11 protein-coding genes and 6 pseudogenes are annotated in these 14,980 nt (G+C 41.9%); 8 read left to right on the top strand and 9 right to left on the bottom strand.

The genetic code is table 11. The features are described from left to right. Positions 1 to 2: 2 nt before the first annotated feature. From ACSLFW_RS04055 to dprA, 3 genes are all read right to left on the bottom strand, one after another. A complete protein-coding gene (locus ACSLFW_RS04055; protein WP_436554746.1) occupies positions 3 to 1,364 on the bottom strand; it encodes a hypothetical protein in 1,362 nt (453 codons plus the stop codon). After that, positions 1,315 to 1,461, bottom strand: coding sequence for a hypothetical protein (locus tag ACSLFW_RS04050; RefSeq protein ID WP_436554745.1), 147 nt, complete (start codon positions 1,459 to 1,461; stop codon positions 1,315 to 1,317). Before ACSLFW_RS04050 ends, ACSLFW_RS04055 begins: the two co-directional genes overlap by 50 nt. A gap of 68 nt (positions 1,462 to 1,529) precedes the next feature. Further along, positions 1,530 to 2,630, bottom strand: a complete 1,101-nt coding sequence (gene dprA, locus ACSLFW_RS04045) for a DNA-processing protein DprA (RefSeq protein WP_436554744.1) — start codon at positions 2,628 to 2,630, stop codon at positions 1,530 to 1,532. A gap of 102 nt (positions 2,631 to 2,732) precedes the next feature. Here dprA and ACSLFW_RS04040 point away from each other — a divergent pair, with 102 nt between their 5' ends. From ACSLFW_RS04040 to ACSLFW_RS04030, 3 genes and pseudogenes are all read left to right on the top strand, one after another. Beyond that, positions 2,733 to 3,425, top strand: a complete 693-nt coding sequence (locus tag ACSLFW_RS04040) for an SPOR domain-containing protein (RefSeq protein WP_436554743.1) — start codon at positions 2,733 to 2,735, stop codon at positions 3,423 to 3,425. An 8-nt stretch (positions 3,426 to 3,433) separates the two neighbouring features. Continuing rightward, a complete protein-coding gene (locus ACSLFW_RS04035) occupies positions 3,434 to 3,679 on the top strand; it encodes an SPOR domain-containing protein (protein WP_436554742.1) in 246 nt (81 codons plus the stop codon). Positions 3,680 to 3,850: 171 nt separating this feature from the next. Then, positions 3,851 to 4,362: pseudogene (locus ACSLFW_RS04030) on the top strand (acyl-CoA thioesterase). Between the two features lie 29 nt (positions 4,363 to 4,391). Here the strand turns inward: ACSLFW_RS04030 and ACSLFW_RS04025 are convergent. The 6 genes and pseudogenes from ACSLFW_RS04025 to ACSLFW_RS04000 form a co-directional block, all read right to left on the bottom strand. Next, positions 4,392 to 5,174, bottom strand: a complete 783-nt coding sequence (locus ACSLFW_RS04025; protein ID WP_436554741.1) for an enoyl-CoA hydratase/isomerase family protein — start codon at positions 5,172 to 5,174, stop codon at positions 4,392 to 4,394. Then, positions 5,174 to 6,589: pseudogene (locus ACSLFW_RS04020) on the bottom strand (sensor histidine kinase). Before ACSLFW_RS04020 ends, ACSLFW_RS04025 begins: the two are co-directional and overlap by 1 nt. 57 nt (positions 6,590 to 6,646) lie before the next feature. Then, complete coding sequence (locus ACSLFW_RS04015) at positions 6,647 to 7,192, bottom strand: CopD family protein (RefSeq protein WP_436557368.1); 546 nt, start codon at positions 7,190 to 7,192, stop codon at positions 6,647 to 6,649. Continuing rightward, positions 7,192 to 8,532, bottom strand: coding sequence for an MATE family efflux transporter (locus ACSLFW_RS04010; protein WP_436554740.1), 1,341 nt, complete (start codon positions 8,530 to 8,532; stop codon positions 7,192 to 7,194). Before ACSLFW_RS04010 ends, ACSLFW_RS04015 begins: the two co-directional genes overlap by 1 nt. Next, positions 8,533 to 9,564 carry a ferrochelatase gene (gene hemH, locus ACSLFW_RS04005; RefSeq protein ID WP_436554739.1) on the bottom strand — a complete coding sequence of 344 codons (1,032 nt, stop codon included), beginning with the start codon at positions 9,562 to 9,564 and terminating at the stop codon, positions 8,533 to 8,535. A 31-nt stretch (positions 9,565 to 9,595) separates the two neighbouring features. Then, positions 9,596 to 10,468 (bottom strand): helix-turn-helix transcriptional regulator, encoded by an 873-nt coding sequence (locus ACSLFW_RS04000; protein ID WP_436554738.1) that lies wholly within the window; start codon positions 10,466 to 10,468, stop codon positions 9,596 to 9,598. Between the two features lie 229 nt (positions 10,469 to 10,697). Here ACSLFW_RS04000 and hemA point away from each other — a divergent pair. The 5 genes and pseudogenes from hemA (at position 10,698) to ACSLFW_RS03975 (ending at position 14,954) form a co-directional block, all read left to right on the top strand. Further along, a pseudogene (gene hemA, locus ACSLFW_RS03995) lies at positions 10,698 to 11,955 on the top strand (glutamyl-tRNA reductase). Between the two features lie 91 nt (positions 11,956 to 12,046). Next, positions 12,047 to 12,970 (top strand): annotated as a pseudogene (gene hemC, locus ACSLFW_RS03990) (hydroxymethylbilane synthase). Then, a pseudogene (locus ACSLFW_RS03985) lies at positions 12,967 to 13,625 on the top strand (uroporphyrinogen-III synthase). The pseudogenes hemC and ACSLFW_RS03985 overlap by 4 nt, the downstream one beginning before the upstream one ends. Positions 13,626 to 13,648: 23 nt before the next feature. Then, a pseudogene (hemE, locus tag ACSLFW_RS03980) lies at positions 13,649 to 14,691 on the top strand (uroporphyrinogen decarboxylase). Continuing rightward, positions 14,691 to 14,954 carry a hypothetical protein gene (locus ACSLFW_RS03975; protein WP_436554737.1) on the top strand — a complete coding sequence of 88 codons (264 nt, stop codon included), beginning with the start codon at positions 14,691 to 14,693 and terminating at the stop codon, positions 14,952 to 14,954. Before hemE ends, ACSLFW_RS03975 begins: the two are co-directional and overlap by 1 nt. Positions 14,955 to 14,980 lie beyond the last annotated feature (26 nt).

The following is a 14,980-nucleotide window of genomic DNA, read 5'->3' as shown; positions in this document are numbered from 1 at the left end:
ATTTATTCCAACAAGTACTCGGCTATAGTTGCAGGCCCAGGTTTGCATTTCATTCCATTTGATCGCAGTAAAATCGATGTGCCTTTGTCGGTTATGGTCATTTCGTTTGCGATAATAAATGTCTTTCCTAACTTTTCCCTTGCATTTTCCGGAAGTTTGACAAACCTCGGTGCACCGTACCATTTTATCGTCCTGCTGCCGAAAAGCGTCAAATCATTTCCAAAATAAAAATTATAGGAAAGCTGGCCTGCATTGCTTTTAGAGGCGATTTTAATTGATTTTTTCGATTTTACGAAATAAGCATAAACAGGAAACGAAACGCCTCCCGATTCCTGATTTTTCATTACGATCAAATCATATTTTGAATTATTCTTCAGCAAAATTTCTTTCGAATTGCCTTCGTCTGTTCCGTAAAAATACGAGAACGGATTTTCGCTGTCAGCAAATGTATGATCGCCTTGATTATCTGTCTTCAATTCTGATTTGTCGTAATTGGTCAGGTAATTGTAAAAATATCCCACATTATCAGGCGATAATTGCCTGTCATTCCGCAGCTTAACGCGATTGGCATCAATTTGCTGCTGAACAGAACTGATACTGTCAGAAAACTTTTCATTTGCCGTTGGGGTATAGGTGGGTGATGAACCATATTTGGATTCATATTTATGAAACCAAAAGAAAATACGGACTAAAAGGATAAGAATCACCGGAATCCGGATCCAGTTAATGTTTGTTTTTTTCTTTATTCCGGAACGATTTCTCTCGAGCACCGAAGAAAATTCTCCGTCAAAAGGAATATAAGCTGACATCGCAACAAAAACCTCGCTTATAAATTGTTTTTTAACACCTGAGTTTTTCAGTCGCGTAAGCAAATTCAACAGACCCATCACTTTTTGGTCTGTTTCGACGGAACTGAAACGATTCAGCAAATTATAAAAATCTGTGTATCTAAGGTATGGGATTTCGTATTCGGTTATGAACTTTTTATTAAGGATTGCAATGGCAAATTCAACTTTTGCGAAAAGCCTTTGCTGCAATTTATACAGCGCTTCTTCCGGAATGTATTCCTTGAATTTTAATATTTCCGCAAGATTACCGAAACTGTTCGCTGCGATATCACGATCTGCCTGCACCAGGAAATCTTCTTCTAAAAACCGCGAAAAGAACAAACGCACAAACCCGGCTTCAACGGAAACAACTTCTTCGTTAAAACTGCTTTGAATATAATCCTTCCCCGAAAAAAATTGATATAATGCGCGATTTCCCGCAACAATCGCAAACGCTTTTTGGAAATGCGTTAACGCCTCGATAAGATTATGTGCCGAATTGGAGATCGATTTCAGGATCTGCCCGAAGTGTTGCATTCAGTTTCTTTTCGACGCGGATAATATCTTCCGCAGTGAAATTTCCGACCGCAGACTTGTCGAGTTCAAGCTTTTCGAATAATGCAATGACGTTCATAGAATTGAAAATGGTACCGACAAAAATAGCTTTTTAAGTTCAGCTTCATTTCTGCCCAAATAAAAAAATTAAATCGCTTCGAATAATTTCCCGGGTAAAGGACGGATTACGCCTTTCAATTCCATATTCAATAAAGTAGACGCCATTTTGAAAACCGGTAAATCGCAGCGAAGTGCAATAATATCAAGCAATTCCTTTCCGTTTTTCAGAAGGAAATCGTAAATCTTCTGTTCTTCATCCTCCAAAACCACAAACAATTGCTTTTGAACAGGTTTCGCGGCAGTTTCGAAATCCCAATTGAGCATATAAATCAAGTCTGCAGCGCTTGTCAGCAGATGCGCTTTTTGTTGTTTGATCAGGTTGTTGCAACCCTGGCTGTATATGTCATTCGACCTTCCGGGAACGGCAAAAACATCGCGGTTGTAATCGTTGGCGATGTTGGCTGTAATCAGCGAGCCGCCTTTATCGGCGCTTTCAATGACAATTGTCGCTTCTGAAATGCCGGCGACGATGCGGTTTCGCCGCACAAAATTTTCCTTTTCGGGATTGGAGGAACTCCAGAATTCCGTCAAAAAACCACCATTGTTTTCCATTTTGGCGACAAATTTCTTGTGCTGTTTCGGATAAACCTGATTAAGTCCGTGTGCAACAACGCCAATCGTTTGCAAGTTATTTTCGATGGCGGAAAGATGTGCAACGATGTCTACTCCATAAGCAAATCCGCTGACGATTATTGGGTTTAAAGGCGCCAGGTCGGCAATGAATTCCTTGCAGAAAGCCGTTCCGTATGAAGTGATCTGCCGCGTTCCGACAATGCTGATGATTTTCCGGTTCTTAAAATCGATATTTCCCGATGCGAAAAGCAAAACCGGCCCATCGACGCAATGCCGCAATCTTTCGGGATAATCTTCATCCTGAAAATATAGAATGTCGATGTTGTTGTTTTCGAGGTAAGAAAGTTCTTTTTCCGCTTTAATAAAAACCGATTTGTCGCGAAGTTTTCTGAGTAAAACCGTCCCGACACCGTCAACCGACATCAGTTTTGATGATTTTGTCTTAAAGATTTCTTCCGCAGTCCCGAATTGCGAAAGCAGCTTTTTGGCAACAATGTCGCCCACTCCCTCCACTTTCTGGAGGGCTAAAAGGTAAAATAAATCTGAATGGCGCATACTAAGTATTTGAGGCTCAATTTATATAAAATTTCCCAAAATTGTTAATAAAATTTGTTGATAAAATTTTGACGGCGCAGCTTAATATCTAACTTTGTTTTAATGAAGATCGAACAATACATAGCGCCGCTTTTGTACCGTTATCAATGTGTGACGATTCCGGGATTCGGAGCGTTTTTGACTGAAATCCAGTCGGCGCAGCTTAACGAAGAATCGAACGGATTTGCGCCGCCGCGAAAGCTGGTTTCGTTTAATTCGTACCTGAAAAACAACGACGGATTGCTCGCGAACCACATTTCTCAAATCGAAAAAATCTCATATGAAAGTGCCGTTCAGCAAATCCAGAAAGAAGTAAATCTTTGGAAAAATGCACTGCAGAACTTCCAGCAGATTTCTTTGAATAACATCGGGGATTTTTCTGTGAATGCAGAAGGAAACGTTGTTTTCGATGCGGCGAATACTGTCAATTATTTCACTTCTTCATTCGGATTGACGTCATTCGTTTCTCCATTTATTAAAAGAGAAATTGAAAAGCAATTTCAAATCGAAACTCTTGAAACTACCGAAGAAGAAATTCCGGTTGTACAATTTGTTCCTGAAAAAAGAAGTTATTCTTACCTGAAATACGCTGCTATTTTTGTGATCGGATTGGGCACCGCAGGTTTCTTCGCCAATAATTATTACCAACATCAAATTGCTGTAGAAACACAATTAGTGCAGACCGAAGTGCAAAAGATGTTCAGCATAAAATCCAGGAAGCAACTTTTTTCATTGAAAACCCACTGCCGAATGTGACGCTTTCGGTGAAAGAACAAAAATTGCCTTACCATATTGTTGCCGGCGCTTTCCGCGATGAAAGAAACGCGCAACGCATTTTTGAAAAACTCAGCAATGCCGGTTTCAAATCGAGAAGATTGCAGAAAAACCGTTACGGATTATTCCCTGTTTTATACGGAAGTTACGCCAGTTACGGCGAAGCACAGGCTGCGATGCGGGAAATCCACAAAACGCAAAGCAGTGAAGCCTGGCTTTTGATAGACGAACTGTAGCTTCAAGAAAATAGAATCAAGAGCCAAGAATCAAGACTTCTTGGTTTACGCATAAAGCAGAAAGAAATATCTCTTTACTGCTTTTTTTATTTTACACCGGCACTATCTTGATTCTTGTCTCTTGATTCTTCCATCTCCCCAAAAACTAACTATCTTTGCAAAAAAATAACTATGCTTCCCAAACATCCATCAGAATCCATGACCGTTTTGACCGATTTGGTCACTGCCGAGTGAAACCAATCCGCTGAATAATCTCTTTGGAGGTGAATTGTTGGCCAGAATCGGCAGGTGCCGCAAGTATTGCTGCCAGAAGACATTCTCGCCGGATTACGGTAACGGCTTCCGTGAACCACGTCGCATTTAACCGCGCCATTCCTTTGGGAAGTGTTGTCACTGTTGAAGCAAAAGTTTCAAGAAGCTTCAAAAGCTCGATGGAAATTTTTATCGATGTGTGGATTGAAGATCGTGAATCGGGCAACAAAACCAAAGCCAACGAAGCTATTTATACTTTCGTAGCCGTTGACGATACAGGCCGTCCAGTAGAAGTGGCGCCAATCATTCCGGAAACGGAACTCGAAAAGGAGCGCTATGACGCAGCATTAAGGAGAAAACAACTCAGTTTAGTACTTGCCGGAAAAATGAAACCTGCCGAAGCGACCGAGTTAAAAGCATTATTTGTATAAAAAATCCCTGAACGTTCAGGGATTTTTTGTTATTTTCCGGGAAATACCGGTTTTCTTTTTTCAAGAAATGCCGTCGTTCCTTCCTTAAAATCTTCAGTTCCGAAACAATACCCAAAAGCTTTGATTTCAGTTTTGAAACCGTCTTCGCCTTCTTTGAAATTGGCATTCACAGCTTTGATTGCTTTTCCGATAGCGATAGGCGAATTCTTCATGATTTTTTCAGCGATTCCATAGCAGAATGACAATAATTCCGGTTGTGGCACTACATAATTTACAAGAGAAAACTGCAAAGCCTGTTCCGCATTGATCATTCCGGCGGTCATGATCATTTCCATTGCGCGGCCTTTTCCGATGAGTTGCGGCAAACGCTGCGTTCCGCCATAACCCGGAATAACGCCGAGTGAAGTTTCGGGAAGTCCCATTTTTGCATTTTCGGAGGCAACCCTGAAATGACAGGCCATCGCTAGTTCCAATCCGCCGCCGAGCGCAAATCCGTTAACGGCTGCAATGACCGGTGTTTTTAAATTTTCGACATAATCAAAAAGTGATTCCTGACCTTGTGCGGCAAGTTGTGCGCCTTCTTCGATAGAAAAATTGGCGAATTCTGAAATATCTGCGCCGGCAACAAATGCTTTTTCACCGCTTCCGGTGACAACAATTACGCGGATTTCAGGGTTGTGCTGCAAAGTTTTGAACGCCTCGTGCAATTCTGAAATCGTGTTCTTATTTAGCGCATTTAATTTATCCGGACGATTGATTGTAACGGTTGCAATGCCGTTTTGGTCAGCAACGAGTATGTTTTCGTAGTTCATTATGGTTGAGTTAAAGGCAGCGAAACAGTAAAAACAGTGCCGCGGCCGTATTCGGTTTCAAATGTAATTGTTCCTTTGTAATTTTCAATGATGTTTTTGATAATTCCGAGGCCGAGGCCCATGCCGCTGGTTTTGGTGGTGAATTTCGGTTCGAAAATATATTGTGTATTCGACGGTTCGATGCCGACGCCATTGTCTTCTACTGTAATAAGGACATTGTTTTCTTCGCGCCTGACCCAAACAATAATTGATTTGTATTCCTGGCTTTTCGGGAATCGCCTGAATGGCGTTTTTGACAAGGTTGGTGATGACGCGGATCAGTTGCGTACGGTCTAACCGGGTGATGATTTTTTCTTCTTCAGCATTAAAATCGATGTATTCTTCGTTGAAAATTTCGAGTGCCAACTCAACAATTTCGACTACGTTTAATGTTTCATTCTGCTGTGCCGGCATCGAAGCGAAATTCGAAAATGCCGACGCGACCGAAGTCATCGTATCAATCTGCTGGATTAAAATCTTTGAATAATCATCCATTTTCTGGCGCACATCAGGATCATTCGGATCGAATTTTCGCTGGAAACTCTGTACCGTCAATCGCATCGGCGTCAGCGGATTTTTGATCTCATGTGCCACTTGACGTGCCATTTCACGCCAAGCCTGTTCCCTTTCGCTTTGCGCGAGCATCACGGCGCTTTGTTCGAGTTTGTCGACCATTCCGTTGTAAGCGTTAATCAGAAGGGAAATTTCACGGCTGCTGTCCTGCAATTCGATTTTCTCGTTTTTCTGGTTGAGGCTGGTCTCGGTGAGTTTATCGGAAATTGCCTTCAATGATTTTGTGATGTAGCTTGAAAGAAAATACGCCAATGCAAAAGCGATGATGAGCATAAATCCGTAAACCTGCCCAATCGAATAAGGAAATTCTGCAATTCCTTATCATAAAAACCATCGTCTTCTATGTAGGGAAGACTGACAATTCCAAGCGGCTTGAACTTCAAATCTTTAATCTGGCTGAAAGAAGAACGGTATTTTTTACCGTCGATGACTTTGATATCAACATATCTTTTGTCCATCGAAGACTGCACCAAACGCAAAATATAATCCGGAATTGGCGGCGCAGATTTGTCTATTGAAAAAGATGCTTTCGACGATTTGAGCAATTTCCCTTTAAGGCTATAAATGTTGATTTGCAAACTATGAATATCGGCCAGTTCGTGTATTTTATCCTTAAAAATCAGCGGGAGATTTTCCGTCGTAAGCGGATAAGTCGTGTTGGAAAGTATGAAGTTGATGTGTTCCTTAATCGCATTTTCCTTTCGCTCTAGCCTTTCCTGATGGTAAACCAGCGCTTCTTTCTTAAACTGGAAAATCGAAATCGAAGCCATCAAAATCGATGCAATCAGCGTCAATACGATCATCGACAGGAAAATCCTGATTCGCAGAGAAACGCGTTTTATTTTGACGGCTTTGAGCATTTAAGATTGGTTTCTTTCGCGGATTTTCTTGTAAAATTTGAAGCCCAGCATCAAAATCACCGAGAATAAAATGATGCCGATGACGCCGTAAATCCAGTTGAGCGCGTCTTTTACGATGATGATGAAAACCACGGCGAAAAGGATGATGGTTGCGCCTTCATTCCACAATCTCATAAATCCTGACGTATATTTTATGTTGTCGTTTTGCAATTGCGAATAGATTTGCTGGCATTTTCCGTGGTATAAAAACAGCAGGAATACGAAGCCGAATTTCACCTGCATATAATCTGCATAAATCAGACCAGAATTGAGGCATAACAACGAAATGGCAAAAATTGTCGCCAAGACCGCAGACGGCCAGGTGATGATATACCAAAGCCGATACGTCATTATTTTATATTGCTTTTGCAGAATTTCCTTTTCCGGAGAAGGCATTTTCGCCGCTTCAATCTGGTAAACAAAAAGCCGAACAATGTAAAACAAGCCCGCAAACCAGGTGATGACAAAAATCAGGTGGAGTGATTTTAAGTAATTGTAATATTCCATCATGACGGCTTCAGTTTTGTTTTGAGTTCTTTGGTAAGGAAAATCGCCGTGACAATCGTCGCCAGAATATCGGCAATCGGAAAGGCAATCCATACTCCAAAAATACCAAATTTATCGGGTAAAATAAGAATTAGCGGAATCAGAAAAAATCCCTGTTTGGTCAATGTCAATAGTAACGCCTTTATTGCTTTTCCGGCCGCCTGGAAATAGGCTGCGCCGATAAGTTGAATGGCAATAATCGGAGAGGCGGCAAAAACCCATCGCAACGCATTAGGCGTATCGGCGACAATTTTCGCATCGTTGCTGAAAATGGTTGCAATAGGGTTGGCAAAAATTAAAATCACCGCGTAAATTAAAATGGCAATAATTCCTGCAAATTTTATCGAAGTAAAAATCGATTCGCGAACGCGGGTGAATTTTTTGGCTCCGTAATTGAATCCGGCAACAGGAAGAAATCCTTCAGTAATACCGTTAACCGGAAACAACGCAAACATGAGCATTTTGCTGATGATGCCGTAAATCGTGACTGCATTTTCACCGCCGTGGTTGAAAAGAACGTGGTTTAAAAGTACCGATAAAATACTGATAACGCCTTGTCGTGAGAAAGTCGTTGCGCTTAAAGAGGATATTTCACCGATCAATTTCGGCTGCGGAATAAAATGTTTCGGGCGGATTTTGAGTTCACTTTTATATAGGAAAAACCAAACCACATACAAAAATGCCATTAAGAACGAAAGTGCCGTTGCCATTGCCGCGCCAAAAATGCCCCAGTTAAAAATTTTGATGAAAAGTATATCGAGCAAAACATTTCCGAAAGCCGGGACAATCATCCCGATCATGGCGAATTTCGATTTGTCTTCGGCACGGATAACGCTGTTGCCAACTGAACACAACGCCTGAAGCGGAGCCGCGAGTAAAATCGGATATAAAAATTCTTTTGCAGGCGCGAGGATTTTCCCTTTTGCACCAAAAAGCACCAGCATGTCTTCGCTGAAAAACAAACCCAAAATGACTAAAACCGAAGAAAGCAAGAATGTCATTGCGATTTGATGCCCGAACGCCGCATAAGCTTTCTGTTTGTCGCCTTCGCCCAATGCGCGCGATAAAACGGATGTTCCGCCAACGCCAATCGAAAGTCCAATTGAGGCAATCAGAAATGCAACCGGCGTAACGACGGTCAAAGCCGCAATCGCAATCGGGCCAATCCATTTTCCGACGAAAATTGTGTCTACAAGTATATTAACCGTCATGAACAAAATCCCGACAGAGGCCGGAATCGCTTGCTTCATCAGCAGTTTTTTAATATCCTGCGTACCTAATCCTTCGGAAGCGGACGCCATTTATACGCTTATTTTTTCAGCCGCAACCCATTCGTTGATCCAGTTGCTGACGGTTTGCGACCATTCGTCACCGTCGTTGAGGCATGGAATCGCGAGGAAATTTTCGCCGCCGTGTTCTTTAAACTGGTGATTGGCTTCCATCGCGATTTCCTCTAAAGTTTCGAGGCAATCGGCTACGAAAGCTGGTGTTACAACGGCTAAATTCCTGATGCCTTTTTCTGGCATTTTATTGATTTCGATATCAGTGTAAGGTTCGAGCCATTTATCGCCCGCCAATCTCGACTGGAACGTCTGGCTGTATTTTCCTTCTGGGATTCCGAGTAATTTTACGACCTGGCGCGTTGTTTCATAACATTGGTGGCGGTAGCAGAATTCATGCGCCGGTGAAGGCGTATTGCAGCAGGAACCATCGATTTTGCAATGCGATTTTGTAATGTCGGTTTTGCGAATGTGGCGTTGCGAAATGCCATGATAGGAAAATAACAAATGGTCATATTCGAAATCCTTCAGGTGTTTCTGCATCGAATTTGCCAAATCTTTGATATAATCGGGCTTGTTGTAAAAAGCAGGAACAATCGTGAATTTCATCTGCGGAAAATGCTTCTTCCGCAATTCTTCCGCTAAAACCAAAATCGTTTCTGTCGACGCCATCGCGTGCTGCGGATATAGTGGAAACAGCAAAACTTCATCAACGCCTTTGTCATGCAATTCCTGCAATCCTGATAAAATGGATGGTTTTCCGTAGCGCATCGCGAGTGAAACCGGCACTTCGGCCAATTTTTCAACCTTTGCGTGCATCCTTTGCGAAATGACAATCAGCGGCGAACCTTCTTCCCACCAGATTTTTTTATACGCGGCAGCGGAACGTTCCGGGCGTTTTCTTAAAATGATGCCGCGAACCAAAAGCGCACGCAGTAAATACGGCACATCGATGACGCGGGCGTCCATTAAAAATTCGTCTAAATATGGTTTTACGTGTTTTGGTTCCGGACTTTCAGGCGAGCCTAAATTGACTAATAATACTCCTTTCATGGATTTGATTTGCAGTGAAAATTTGAATAAATTATGTATTTGGATTGAGCGACATCAGGTATTTTTTAGGTGTAGTCGCGAATTTTTTCTTAAATGCCGAAATGAAGTGGCTCGCCGTACTGTAGCCGATTTTGAGGCCGACTTCATTGACATTGTGCGAACCATCTTCAAGCAATTTGCGGGCGTATTCCATTTTATAATCGAACAGGAAGCTGTAAACGCTGTCGCCGTAAATCTGCTTGAAACCCATTTTGAGCTTTTTGAGATTGAGGCCGACCTGGTCTGCGAGTTCCTGTAATCCGGGCGGTTCAGCCATATTGGCGATGACGATTTCCTTTGCTTTTCGGATTTTGAGAACATTGTCTTCGTCAATTAAAAACGGACATTGTTCGGCATCGGGATCTTCACTTCGATTGAAATATAAGCTCAGCAATTCATACCCTTTTCCTTTATAATAAAGGTTTTTAATCGACGGATGCAGGTTGAAATGGAACAACTGGCTCAAAACAATGGCCATCGACGGACTGATATTTCCCTCGTCATAATATTTCTTATCCTTATTCTCTTCGCTTAAAAACGGAATATAATCGGCTTCAGATGAAAACAGCGCATGGAACTTTTTTATCGAAATTATGACGGAAATTACCCATGAGTTTGGCGCCAACTCGAGGTTCAATGGCAGTTCTTTTTGAGGATTATAAAGGAATAATGACTTCTCTTCCTTCAAATCCAACGCATAATTGCCCTGATTAAAGATAAATTTTGCCTTGCCTTTAATGCCGAAGTGAAATTGTATAAGTCCTTGCTGTATCTGCCTTTCCGCGCGAAAAATCTCACTTTCATCGTTCTGAAAACGAATCAGCGTAAAATCATCTTCAATTTTTATTACTTCCTGAGAACCCATAGCGGTATTTTTTCGTAATTATATTTGAAACCAACCAATATATTTATTTAGAATTGTTCTACATAAGGCAATTGCCATGGCTTGATTTCAGTACAAATTTACAAGAATTTACGTTGTTTCAGGCATTTTGGTTTAAAAAATCCCATAGCGATACAAATAGTCCTTCCAGCGTTATTTTTATAAAGTGTATAATGATAATTTTGTCTCACCTAAATCAGGGAACGCACGTATGGAGCAAATTACTTTGACAAAGCATCAATATTTTTACGCGGTCGGATTGAGCTATAAAAAAGCCGATGCCGAAACCCGCGGAAGATTCAGTCTTGATGCCGCCATGAAAACGAGATTGCTTGAACAGGCAAAACGCGAAGGCATTGAAAGCCTTATCGTGACTTCGACCTGCAACCGTACTGAGATTTACGGTTTTGCAGAACATCCTTTCCAGCTTATAAAACTGATTTGCGAGAACAGCAATGGCAGCATCGAAGCTTTCCAGAAAGTAGGTTTTGTGTATAAAACCAGGAAGCCGTTTCGCACATGTTCCGCGTTGGAACAGGTCTGGATTCCCAAATCTTAGGCGATTTTGAAATCATCAGCCAGTTGAAAACCAGTTTTGCGGAATCGCGTTCTTTTGGTTTGATCAATGCTTATCTAGACCGATTGATTAACGCCGTAATTCAGGCGAGCAAAAGGATTAAGACGGAAACGGAGATCAGTTCAGGCGCGACTTCTGTTTCGTTCGCGTCCGTACAATATATCATCCGAAATATTGAAGACATCCGCAATAAAAATATCCTGTTGTTCGGCACTGGGAAAATCGGCAGGAATACCTGCGAGAATTTAGTAAAACACACTAAAAACGAGCACATTACGCTCATCAACAGAACAAAAGACAAAGCCGAAAAACTTGCCGGAAAACTCAATCTGATCGTAAAAGATTATTCAGAATTGCATCTGGAATTACAAAAAGCAGATGTCGTCGTTGTAGCAACAGGCGCACAAAATCCGACAATAGACAAGGCCATTCTGAATTTGAAAAAACCACTTTTGATTTTAGATTTGTCGATTCCGAAAAACGTGCATGAAAATGTAACCGATTTGGAAAACGTGACATTAATCCACATGGACAATCTGTCGCAAATGACTGACGAGACTTTGGAAAAAAGAAAACTCCACATTCCGGCTGCAGAAGCAATCATCGAAGAAATCAAGGAAGAGTTTGTCAATTGGACAAAAGCGCGAAAATTCGCCCGACGATAAACGCTTTGAAAGAAAAACTCAACGCTATCAAGGCTTCGGAACTCGATTTCCAAAGTAAAAAAATACAGAATTTCAACGAAGAGCAGGCTGAAATCATCAGCAACCGCATCATCCAGAAAATCACGACACATTTCGCCAACCACCTCAAAGACGACAATACTTTAGTCGATGAAAGCATCGAATGGATTGAAAAGGTATTCCAGATCGAAGCGAAACAAAACATTTAAAACCATTAAGAAATTAAGAAAAATAAGCAATTCTATGACAAAAATTTCTTTCTTAATGAACCTTAATTCCTTAATGGTTTAACAAAAATCGATGGTAAACCAAAAAACAATCCGAATCGGCACGCGCGACAGCGAACTCGCACTCTGGCAGGCGCATACCGTCGAAAAAAAACTCAATGATTTAGGCTATTCTACTGAAATTGTTGCGGTAAAATCTACCCGGCGACCTCATTCTCGACAAACCTTTATACGAACTCGGCATCACCGGGATTTTCACCAAAACGCTCGACGTTGCGATGATCAGCGGGCAAGTCGATATTGCTGTGCATTCGATGAAAGATGTCCCGACGGCTTTGCCAATCGGAATTGTTCAGGCCGCGGTTTTGGAACGAGCCAGTGAAAAAGACATCCTCGTCTTCAAAAATAATTTAGATTTTTTACATGATTCAGGAACGATTGCAACCGGAAGCCTTCGCCGTCAGGCACGATGGCTGAACCGTTTTCCGCACCACAATGTTGTTGATTTGCGCGGAAACGTCAATACAAGATTGCAAAAACTTCAGGATAACGACTGGAATGGCGCTGTTTTCGCGGCTGCCGGACTCGAACGACTCAACCTGAAACCCGAAAACCATCTTGATTTGGAATGGATGATTCCGGCACCGGCGCAAGGCGCGATGGTTGTCGTGGCGATGCAAAAAGACGATTTTTGTCGTGAAGCTTTATCAAAACTGAATCACTTTCATACAGAAATTTGTACACAAATCGAACGCGATTTCCTCAAAACCCTTGAAGGCGGCTGTACCGCACCAATTGGGGCTTTGGCTTCAATCATCGATGATAAAATCAGGTTCGAAGGTGCGTTATTTCGCTTGACGGAAAAGACAAAGTGCAAATTGAAAAAACGGCGAATTTAGACCATTACAAATCTTTCGGGAAAGAATGTGCACTTGAAATCCTTGAAAATGGAGGCGAACGCGTGATGGACAAAATCCGAAAAGATTTGAACAAATGATGCGCGTACTGTCGACAAAAAAGCTGCAGCCGAACCAAAGGCAATATTTGCTGAATGCGGGAATTGCAGTTGTTGAAGCCGATTATATTGCAATTCAAAATACAGATTTTACGTTCTCAAACATCAATGACAATCTGATTTTTACGAGCCAAAATGCTGTAAAAGCTGTTGCGGATCATCCGAACGTTCAGGAAATACGGCGCAATCCGGTTTTTTGTGTAGGTGAAAAAACTGCAGATTTGCTCGATACTTTCGGATTTACGGTTCAGGAAATTGCAAATGATGCCGCTTCTTTGGCGAAAATCATTACAACTCATTATGTTTCTGAAAGTTTTACTTTTTTCTGTGGAAATTTACGACGTGAAGAACTCCGGAATTGCTGACATCTGCAAAAGTAAATTTCAATGAAACCGAAGTTTATGAGACGATTTTAATTCAGAATAAAATCAATGCAAATATTGACGGCATTTTGTTTTTCAGTCCGTCCGGCGTTGAAAGTTATTTACAAGACAACAAAATCGAAAACCAAACCTGCTTCTGCATCGGAAAAACCACCGCAAAAGCACTCGAAAATATCACCAAAAATATCATAATCGCCAACCAGCCCAGCGTTGAAAACGTGATTATCCAAACCATAAACCATTACAAAAATTAGCGCCTTTGCGTCTTAGTGCCTTCATGGTAAAAAACAAAACAAAAATGATCAAAAACGACTTATTTCTAAAAGCATTAAGAGGAGAAACCGTAGAACGCCCGCCAGTCTGGATGATGCGCCAGGCGGGAAGATATTTGCCTGAATTCATCGCCCTGCGCGACAAATACGATTTTTTCACGCGTTGCCAGACGCCTGAATTGGCGTCAGAAATCACCGTCCAGCCAATCCGCAGGATTGCGCCGGATGCCGCCATTTTATTTTCTGATATCCTTGTGGTTCCGCAGGCGATGGGCATTGAGGTTTTGATGAAAGAAAGCGTCGGTCCGTTTTTACCAAACCCGATCCGCACGCCGCAAGATGTCGAAAAAGTGATTGTTCCGAATATCGACGAGACTTTGGGCTATGTCATGGACGCGATAAAACTGACCAAAGAAATGCTCAACGACGAAGTCCCGTTGATTGGTTTCGCCGGTTCGCCATGGACAATCTTTTGTTATGCCGTAGAAGGAAAAGGCTCAAAAAGCTTCGATACCGCGAAAGGATTTTGCTTTACACATCCCGAAGCCGCACACGTTTTGTTGCAGAAAATCACCGACACTACGATTGCTTATCTGAAGAAAAAAGTTGAAAATGGCGTGAATGCCGTTCAGGTTTTTGATTCCTGGGCGGGATGCTGTCACCGGTCGATTATCAGGAATTTTCATGGAAATATATCAACCAGATTGTTGAAGCACTTGCTTCGGAAACGCATGTGATTGTATTCGGAAAAGGCTGTTGGTTCGCGCTGAATGAAATGGGAAAAAGCAAAGCTTCGGCGCTTGGTGTTGACTGGACTTGCTCGCCAAGAAATGCGCGTTACTTATCAGGAGGAAATATCACATTGCAAGGAAATTTCGATCCATCGCGTTTGTTATCTCCAATTCCGACCATCAAAAAAATGGTGCACCAGATGATTGACGAATTCGGAAAAGACAAATATATCGTGAATTTAGGGCATGGCATTTTGCCAAATATTCCGGTTGACCATGCGAAGGCCTTTATTGACGCCGTGAAAGAATACAAATAGTGAAAAATATTGTTTTCATATTACTATTGTGCGCCTCAATCGCCGGTTGTGAAGGCTCGCGCGTGGGCGAAGGCCATATTTATGAAAGCGAAACCAACATCGTTTTAGACAGCGTTGCCTACAAAGCTATTAATGACGAAACTTTGCAATATACTGACTCTACCGGTCATTATTATGTTACAGGGCCTTCGGCGGATGCATTCACGAATGTCCAGGGTTCAAGGCTGAATTTTCAAAGCCCGGCTATATCACAAGAATCATAGAAAATCCTGACGGGGATATTTTTCTA

Source organism: Flavobacterium sp. 3HN19-14 (assembly GCF_051373205.1).
GTDB lineage: Bacteria > Bacteroidota > Bacteroidia > Flavobacteriales > Flavobacteriaceae > Flavobacterium.
Note: the sequence above shows the minus strand (reverse complement) of the source record. Positions and strands in the feature narration are given on the sequence as shown.

Bases quoted from the DNA above. Each gene is read 5' to 3' on its own strand.
- ACSLFW_RS04050 (WP_436554745.1), bottom strand. From the start codon at position 1,461: ATGAACGTCATTGCATTATTCGAAAAGCTTGAACTCGACAAGTCTGCG.
- ACSLFW_RS04025 (WP_436554741.1), bottom strand. From the start codon at position 5,174: ATGAACTACGAAAACATACTCGTTGCTGACCAAAACGGCATTGCAACC.
- ACSLFW_RS04055 (WP_436554746.1), bottom strand. From the start codon at position 1,364: ATGCAACACTTCGGGCAGATCCTGAAATCGATCTCCAATTCGGCACAT.
- hemH (WP_436554739.1), bottom strand. From the start codon at position 9,564: ATGAAAGGAGTATTATTAGTCAATTTAGGCTCGCCTGAAAGTCCGGAA.
- dprA (WP_436554744.1), bottom strand. From the start codon at position 2,630: ATGCGCCATTCAGATTTATTTTACCTTTTAGCCCTCCAGAAAGTGGAG.
- ACSLFW_RS04040 (WP_436554743.1), top strand. From the start codon at position 2,733: ATGAAGATCGAACAATACATAGCGCCGCTTTTGTACCGTTATCAATGT.
- ACSLFW_RS04010 (WP_436554740.1), bottom strand. From the start codon at position 8,532: ATGGCGTCCGCTTCCGAAGGATTAGGTACGCAGGATATTAAAAAACTG.
- ACSLFW_RS04015 (WP_436557368.1), bottom strand. From the start codon at position 7,192: ATGGAATATTACAATTACTTAAAATCACTCCACCTGATTTTTGTCATC.
- ACSLFW_RS04000 (WP_436554738.1), bottom strand. From the start codon at position 10,468: ATGGGTTCTCAGGAAGTAATAAAAATTGAAGATGATTTTACGCTGATT.